Annotated in this window: 8 protein-coding genes and 2 pseudogenes; 6 read left to right on the top strand and 4 right to left on the bottom strand. The window is 63.8% G+C overall.

The features are described 5' to 3' along the window. A pseudogene (locus tag EN991_RS17505) lies at positions 1 to 132 on the bottom strand (ATP-binding cassette domain-containing protein); the annotation flags it as partial. Between EN991_RS17505 and EN991_RS17500 the strand changes: the two are divergent. Then, a pseudogene (locus EN991_RS17500) lies at positions 122 to 442 on the top strand (microcin ABC transporter ATP-binding protein); the annotation flags it as partial. The pseudogenes EN991_RS17505 and EN991_RS17500 overlap by 11 nt on opposite strands. Before the next feature lie 21 nt (positions 443 to 463). On the opposite strand, the gene EN991_RS17495 reads toward EN991_RS17500, so the two are convergent. After that, positions 464 to 895, bottom strand: coding sequence for a TerB family tellurite resistance protein (locus EN991_RS17495; protein ID WP_064993702.1), 432 nt, complete (start codon positions 893 to 895; stop codon positions 464 to 466). Positions 896 to 1,042: 147 nt separating this feature from the next. Here EN991_RS17495 and EN991_RS17490 point away from each other — a divergent pair, with 147 nt between their 5' ends. From EN991_RS17490 to EN991_RS17475, 4 genes are all read left to right on the top strand, one after another. Then, a complete protein-coding gene (locus EN991_RS17490) occupies positions 1,043 to 1,828 on the top strand; it encodes a TSUP family transporter (RefSeq protein WP_127369212.1) in 786 nt (261 codons plus the stop codon). A gap of 52 nt (positions 1,829 to 1,880) precedes the next feature. Continuing rightward, positions 1,881 to 2,051 carry a hypothetical protein gene (locus EN991_RS17485; RefSeq protein ID WP_127369211.1) on the top strand — a complete coding sequence of 57 codons (171 nt, stop codon included), beginning with the start codon at positions 1,881 to 1,883 and terminating at the stop codon, positions 2,049 to 2,051. Positions 2,052 to 2,152: 101 nt separating this feature from the next. Further along, positions 2,153 to 2,983, top strand: coding sequence for an AraC family transcriptional regulator (locus tag EN991_RS17480; RefSeq protein WP_127369210.1), 831 nt, complete (start codon positions 2,153 to 2,155; stop codon positions 2,981 to 2,983). Between the two features lie 72 nt (positions 2,984 to 3,055). Then, complete coding sequence (locus tag EN991_RS17475) at positions 3,056 to 3,472, top strand: VOC family protein (RefSeq protein WP_064993704.1); 417 nt, start codon at positions 3,056 to 3,058, stop codon at positions 3,470 to 3,472. A gap of 12 nt (positions 3,473 to 3,484) precedes the next feature. On the opposite strand, the gene EN991_RS17470 is transcribed toward EN991_RS17475, so the two are convergent. Further along, positions 3,485 to 4,960 carry a cobyric acid synthase gene (locus tag EN991_RS17470; protein ID WP_127369209.1) on the bottom strand — a complete coding sequence of 492 codons (1,476 nt, stop codon included), beginning with the start codon at positions 4,958 to 4,960 and terminating at the stop codon, positions 3,485 to 3,487. After that, positions 4,960 to 5,574, bottom strand: a complete 615-nt coding sequence (locus EN991_RS17465) for a dimethylsulfonioproprionate lyase family protein (RefSeq protein ID WP_013531208.1) — start codon at positions 5,572 to 5,574, stop codon at positions 4,960 to 4,962. Before EN991_RS17465 ends, EN991_RS17470 begins: the two co-directional genes overlap by 1 nt. A gap of 144 nt (positions 5,575 to 5,718) precedes the next feature. On the opposite strand from EN991_RS17465, the gene EN991_RS17460 reads away from it, so the two are divergent. Continuing rightward, positions 5,719 to 6,825, top strand: a 1,107-nt coding sequence (locus EN991_RS17460; protein WP_127369208.1) for an isobutyryl-CoA dehydrogenase, incomplete at its 3' end; no start/stop codon positions are given.

The raw sequence follows: 6,825 nt of genomic DNA, 5'->3' as shown, positions 1-6,825 counted from the left end.
TATGGTCCCGCCGCGGAACCGGATCGAGCCCGATGTCGGCCGATCCAGCGCCAGGATCATGCGGGCGAGCGTCGACTTGCCGCAGCCGGAGCGACCAACCAGTGCCACTGACTGACTCGGCGCCATCATCACCCGCCCCAAGCTGGTCGTTGCCGACGAGCCGGTCTCGGCGCTCGATGTCTCGATCCGCGCCCAGATCCTCGATCTGTTCGCAGAGCTCAACCAGAAGCTCGGCATCGCCTACCTCTTCATCACCCACGACCTGACCGTGGCCCGCGCCATCACGGACGAGGAGCTGGTCATGCATGACGGCAAGATCGTCGAGCGCGGCAAGACGAGCGAAGTGCTCGACCACCCGCAGTCCGAGGCTGCCAAGGCGCTTGTCACCGCCGCCCCTGACTTGCACCGGGCGATCGCGGAGCGGCTGCGGGAGCAAGGCTGATCAGGAGAGAAGGCGGCCCGATCACTCCTGCGTCTTGACCACATCGACCGGATTGATATCGAGCAGGTCGAGCGTGCGGCGCAGCAGGCGGATCTCGCTCTCGGCCAGTTGCGAATCCGCCTTGGCGATCTCCGCCATATGTTTGGCCAATTGCCGGCGCCGCTCGACGTCGAGATCGCGGAACAGTGCAATCGCCTGCGAGCCATTGGTCTCGTAGCCGAACTCGTTGAGATATTCGATGACGCTGTCGATGCTGCTTTCCGGAATGCCGAAGGCATCCTTGCAGATGCGCCGGAAGGCAACCATTTCGCTCTCGCTGACCGACCCGTCGGCCAGGATCATGCGAAACAGCATCAGCAGTTCCGCCGATAGGACCGGATCGTCCGCCACCTTGCGCACGCCGGGGTCGCCGTCGAATATCTGACGTATCTGGTCCAGCAATGCGAATGCCATCAGGAGCCTCTTTCCGGGTTAACTACACAAACACAATCCAGGCGCGATGCGCTGGGATAGAGGTAGCGCGGAATCGATCTTGCGCAAACAGGGCGGCCGTGGTCGAACGCCCGATATTTCAGCCAGCCGGACACCCCCATACATCAGATGATCGACCTTAGCATCCAGACCGTCGCCATGCTCGCTTTCGCCGCTTTTGCCGCGGGCTTTGTCGATTCGATCGCCGGCGGCGGCGGGCTGATCACAGTGCCGGCGCTGCTGCTTGCCGGCTTCACGCCGGTCCAGGCGCTCGCCACCAACAAACTGCAAGGCATGTTCGGCTCGGGCTCGGCGACCATCCACTACGCGTCGAAGGGGCATGTCGACCTGCGCCGGCAATTGCCGTCGGCGCTTCTGGCCCTTGTCGGCAGCGCCATCGGCGCCTTGCTGGCGACGATCGTGCCGGGCGACATACTGCGGGCTGCCCTGCCCATCGTGCTGATCGCCATCGCGCTCTACTTCGCGTTCAAGCCCAACATGAACGATGTCGACCGCGCCGAGCGCCTGTCGCCGTTCCTGTTTGGATTGACCTTGGTGCCCGCCATCGGCTTCTACGATGGCCTGTTCGGACCGGGCGCCGGCTCCTTTTACATGCTGGCCTTCGTGGCACTTGCCGGCTACGGCGTGCTCAAGGCGACGGCGCATACCAAATTGCTCAACTTCGCCTCCAACATCGGCGGCTTCATCGTCTTCGCGGCCTTCGGCGTCGTCTACTGGAAGATCGGCCTGATGATGGGCGTCGCCCAGTTCCTCGGCGCTCGCGTCGGCGCCAGCCTGGCCATGCGCATCGGCGCAAGACTGATCAAGCCGCTGCTGGTGATCGTCTGCCTTGCACTGGCGGTGAAGCTGCTGGCCGACCCGGCCAACCCACTGCGTGTCATGATTGGTGTGTGACTACACGCCCTGATAGAATGAGGCTGTTCGAATCATGTTGGAGGAGCCAGACATGAATCTCAGCGCGCCTACCCAGATTGTTTTCATCATTTCCCTTGTTATCGCCATCATCGGCATTCTCGCCGCGCTTGGCATTCTTGCGTTCATTCCAATCGCATCGGTGTGGATTGTTCTCATCGCCTACATCGTACTCGCCGCCGGTTGCTTGATGCGCGGCGCCTGACCATTTCCCTTGAAGTGGGGACGAGGAGCGCCCGGCCAAAAGCCGGGCGCTTTTGATTCCGGCCCTGGGTCTGTTAGATTTGACTGGCGCGAGGATGGCCGATGCCAGTCAAGATGCAACCCCAGCAAGAGCAGGACCGGTCCGTCGCCGGGCGGTTTGAGATGCGCCGGCGCCTGCCCGATCCTCGACTTCAGGGCATTGTGTCGGACATTTGCGGCTATCGCGAAATGGCGCCCGGCCATATGCGCAACGTCGAATATGCGTCGCTCACCGTACCGCTGGTCATCAGCTTCGCCGAACCCTTCGCCATCGGCCTCGGCAAGGCCCCCGGCGACAATGACCGCTTCGCCAGTTTCGCCGCCGGCCTCTTTGCCGGACCGGTGGTGATCGAATCCTTCGGCGGCGCCTGCTGCGTCCAGGTCAACTTCACGCCGCTTGGCGCACACCGTTTCTTCCGCCTGCCGATGAGCGAACTGACAGACAGCATGGTCGTCCTCGACGACGTGCTTGGCGCTCAGGGCTTGGCGCTGCGTGAACGGCTGGGCAATGCGCCGGATTGGACGACGCGTTTCGACATGGCCGAAGCCTTCGTCACCGCCCGTCTCGAGAATGCCGCCGAGACGCCACTTGAAATCGCCTGGGCCTATGACCGCATCATCACATCCGGCGGCCGGACCCGCATTGCATCGATCGCCGAAAGGCTGGGCTGGAGCCGCAAACATCTCGCCGGCAGTTTTTCCAACGCCATCGGCATGGGCCCCAAGACACTGTCGCGCATCGTCCGCTTCAACCGCGCGCTCGGCCTGTCGAGGCAGCAGGCCGTCGACTGGGCCGATATCGCAGCCGATTGCGGCTATGCCGACCAGGCGCATCTGGTGCGCGAATTCCGCGACCTCGCCGGCGAGACACCAACCGGAATCTCGGCCAGGTAACATTTCTTCAAGACGCCGGAACGGCCTTTACCCACAGTGGGGCATCGACCAACCCCGCTGAAGGAGATCGACATGACCACCACCGAAGCGCCCCGCCTCTACCCCGCCTTGCGCTACAGGAACGCGGCAAAGATGATCGACTGGCTGGGCGAAGCCTTCGGCTTCGGCGTCCGGGCCCGCTATGGCGAAGGCGACGTCGTGCACCATGCCGAACTGGTTTTCGGCTCTTCGATGATCATGCTGGGCACCGCGCGCGACGACGACTACGGCAAGATGGTCGGCGAACCTGGCTCAGGCGGCGGCAAGTCGATCTACATCGCCGTCGATGATGCCGATGCCGCCTATGCCAAGGCCAGGAAGGCCGGCGCCACGATCATCCAGGAATTGACCAACCGCGACTATGGCAGCCGCGAGTTCATCTGCCGCGACCCGGAAGGCAACGTCTGGTCCTTCGGCACCTACTGGCCGAAGGCAAGCGACAAGGGCTGAGCCAACCGCGAATTACCGCGCCAGTGCAAAGATCGCGTCGCAGTCGAGATGGGTCTCCAGCTCGGCTGCGACCTCGTCCAGCGCCCGCTCGACCTCGGCTCGGTAGTCGATGCCGCCGCCCTTGATGCCGAGGCTTTCGAGGAATCTTCCGCGAAAGCCGTCGGTGCCAAACAGACCGTGCATATAGGTGCCGATCACCTTGCCATCGGCCGACACTGCCCCGTCATCGATGCCATTGATGACTGCAGACGGCCTCAGCGTATCCGGCCCGGTGGTGCGGCCGAGATGGATTTCATAGCCTTCGAGCGGCAGGTCGAACGGCACCGAACGGGCCCTGACGTTGCGCACCGTCTTTTCCGGCTCCATCACCGTTTCGATGTCGAGCAGTCCGAGCCCTTCGGCTTCGGTGACGCTGCCTTCGATGCCGTCGGGATCGCGCACCATACGGCCGAGCATCTGGAAGCCGCCGCAGATACCGACGACATGGCCGCCGCGCTTGCGATGCGCAAGAAGGTCGCGATCCCAACCGTTCTCGCGGAATTTCAAGAGATCGCCGATTGTCGACTTCGAGCCTGGAATGACCACCAGACCGGCATCGGCGGGCAGCGGCTTTCCCGGCGGCACGAACACCACCTCGACCTGCGGCTCAGCCTTGAGCGGGTCGAGATCGTCGAAATTGGCGATGCGGCCAAGCATCGGCACCGCCACCTTCAACGCGCGCGCTTCGCCGGACGCCAGCCGCTCCAGCACCACCGAATCTTCCGAAGGCAAGCGTGCCGCCGCCTTCAGCCACGGAACGACACCGAAACAGCGCCAGCCCGTGAATGTCTCGATCGACTTCAGGCCGTCGTCAAACAGCGAAACGTCGCCGCGGAACTTGTTGATGAGATAGCCGGCGATCATGCGCCGGTCCTCTTCCGGCAGGATCAGATGCGTGCCGGCCACCGAAGCGATGACGCCGCCGCGATCGATGTCGCCGACCAGCACCACGGGCACATCGGCGCGCGTGGCAAAGCCCATATTGGCGATGTCGCGGCTGCGCAGGTTGATCTCGGCCGGCGAGCCGGCGCCCTCGACGATGACCAGATCGGCGCCCTCGCCGACCTTGCCCCAGGACTCCAGCACGGCGTCCATCAGCCGGCCCTTCATCGCCTGGTAGTCGCGCGCCCGCGCTTCCCCGAACATTTTGCCCTGCACGATGACCTGCGCGCCGACATCGGTCTGCGGCTTCAGCAGCACCGGGTTCATGTGGACCGATGGTGCGACACCGCAAGCGATCGCCTGCAGCCATTGCGCGCGGCCGATCTCACCGCCGCCGGCATTGTTGTCACCTGGAATTTCGGCGACGGCGGCATTGTTCGACATGTTCTGCGGCTTGAACGGCCGCACCTTCAGCCCACGCTTTTTTGCCGCGCGGCAGAGGCCGGCGACCAGCACCGTCTTGCCCACGTCGGAACCCGTGCCTTGCAGCATGATCGCTTTGGCCATCAGTCCCTGCCCTGCGCCACGGTTCCGGTGATATCGGATTTCTGCGCCAACGGCCCGCCGCGCCAGATGTACAGCGCCAGCAACGGGTCTTTGCCCGTGCGCATGGCGTGATTGACGTTGGAAGCGTGATGAACGACCTCGCCGGCCGTACGCATGCAAAAGCCGCTCTCGCCCATGCGCCATTCGGTGCCGCCGGTCAGCGGAATGTAGATTTCCTCGGCGACGTGATGGTGGTCGGGATAGACGATATCTGGTCCAAGAATCAGCAGGCCGGCGGCGGCCGCGTCATTGGCAAAGTGGCCACGTGTGCCGAACACTTCCAGCCAGCCGTAATTCTCGATGAACTCTTTCCCGAAATCCGCCTCGCCATAAGTCTGCCCCCAGCGGAAATCATTCCGACGTCCGGCAAGCAGTTGCACCAGCGGCTTGGCATCCGGAGGCGCCAGTTCGGCGGCGCGATCGAGATGGCGCAGGCAGGCAAGCGGACGCGGCTCTAGCGTGCGGGCCGGCATGTCCCAGCCGATCCGGGCCACGGCATCGCGCATCAGGACATGATCCACGGTCGCAAGGTATGCGTGGAACCGGCCCAGCAGTTCATCGAATTTTGTCGTCACATCTTGCTCCGGACATGCATTGATGCACAGCCGCTCCGCAGGGGATCGGGTTGCGCGGCGGCATCATTGGTCTAGATTGGTGCGCGCGCAAAGCCAAAAACAACAGGCCAGCGAGCTAGCTGGCCAGCACACAGGGAGCACGCCATGGACGCCGCGGTCGATGCGAGCACCAGCCAATTCGAACTCAACGAGGAGCAGCGCGCCATCCAGGAGATGGCGCAGGCCTTCGCCGCCGACCGTGTCGCACCGAATGCGCTCGATTGGGACCGCAACAAGCATTTCCCGGCCGACGTGATCCGCGAGACCGGCCCGCTCGGGCTCGGCGGCATCTATATCAGGGACGATGTCGGTGGCTCGGCACTTGGCCGGCTCGACGCCGTGCTGATCTTTGAGGCGCTGTCGCACGCCGATCCGGCCTTTTCGTCCTTCATCTCGATCCACAACATGGTGGCCTCGATGATCGACCGTTTCGGCAATGACGAACAGCGCCAGCGCTTCCTGCCCAAGCTCACTTCGATGGAATGGCTGGCCAGCTACTGCCTGACCGAGCCAGGCTCCGGCTCCGACGCCGCGGCGCTCAAGACCCGTGCGGTGAAGAGCGGCGGCGACTATGTGCTCAACGGCACCAAACAGTTCATCTCCGGCGCCGGCGACAGCGATGTCTATGCCGTCATGGTGCGCACCGGCGCGGACGGGCCGAAAGGCATTTCCACCATCGTCGTGCCCAGAGATGCGCCGGGCCTCTCCTTTGGGGCAAACGAGTACAAGATGGGATGGCACATGCAGTCGACCCGCCAGGTCATCTTCGAGGATTGCAAGGTGCCGGCGGAGAACCTTCTGTCCGACGAAGGCGCTGGCTTCGGCATCGCCATGGCCGGGCTCGACGGCGGCCGGCTGAACATCGCCGCCTGTTCGCTGGGCGGCGCGCAGTCGGCGTTCGACAAGGCGCTGTCCTACACCGCCGAGCGCAAGGCTTTCGGCTCGAAGATCAATCAATTCCAGGCGCTGCAATTCAGGCTGGCCGACATGGAGACCGAGCTGCAGGCGGCGCGTATCTTCCTTTATGCCGCCGCCTCGAAGCTCGACCGCAAGGCGCCGGATGCCGGCAAATGGTCGGCGATGGCCAAGCGCTTCGTCACCGACACCGGCTTTAATGTCGCCAATGACGCACTGCAGCTGCTCGGCGGCTACGGCTACCTGCACGACTACGGCATCGAGAAACTGGTGCGGGACCTGCGCGTGCACCAGATC

Origin of the sequence: Mesorhizobium sp. M7A.F.Ca.US.005.03.2.1, from assembly GCF_003997795.1 — a bacterium.
In the GTDB taxonomy this organism is placed as follows: domain Bacteria; phylum Pseudomonadota; class Alphaproteobacteria; order Rhizobiales; family Rhizobiaceae; genus Mesorhizobium; species Mesorhizobium ciceri.
This window is presented reverse-complemented; position numbering and strand designations above follow the sequence as displayed.

Bases quoted from the DNA above. Each gene is read 5' to 3' on its own strand.
- EN991_RS17495 (WP_064993702.1), bottom strand. From the start codon at position 895: ATGGCATTCGCATTGCTGGACCAGATACGTCAGATATTCGACGGCGAC.
- EN991_RS17490 (WP_127369212.1), top strand. From the start codon at position 1,043: ATGATCGACCTTAGCATCCAGACCGTCGCCATGCTCGCTTTCGCCGCT.
- EN991_RS17485 (WP_127369211.1), top strand. From the start codon at position 1,881: ATGAATCTCAGCGCGCCTACCCAGATTGTTTTCATCATTTCCCTTGTT.
- EN991_RS17480 (WP_127369210.1), top strand. From the start codon at position 2,153: ATGCCAGTCAAGATGCAACCCCAGCAAGAGCAGGACCGGTCCGTCGCC.
- EN991_RS17475 (WP_064993704.1), top strand. From the start codon at position 3,056: ATGACCACCACCGAAGCGCCCCGCCTCTACCCCGCCTTGCGCTACAGG.
- EN991_RS17470 (WP_127369209.1), bottom strand. From the start codon at position 4,960: ATGGCCAAAGCGATCATGCTGCAAGGCACGGGTTCCGACGTGGGCAAG.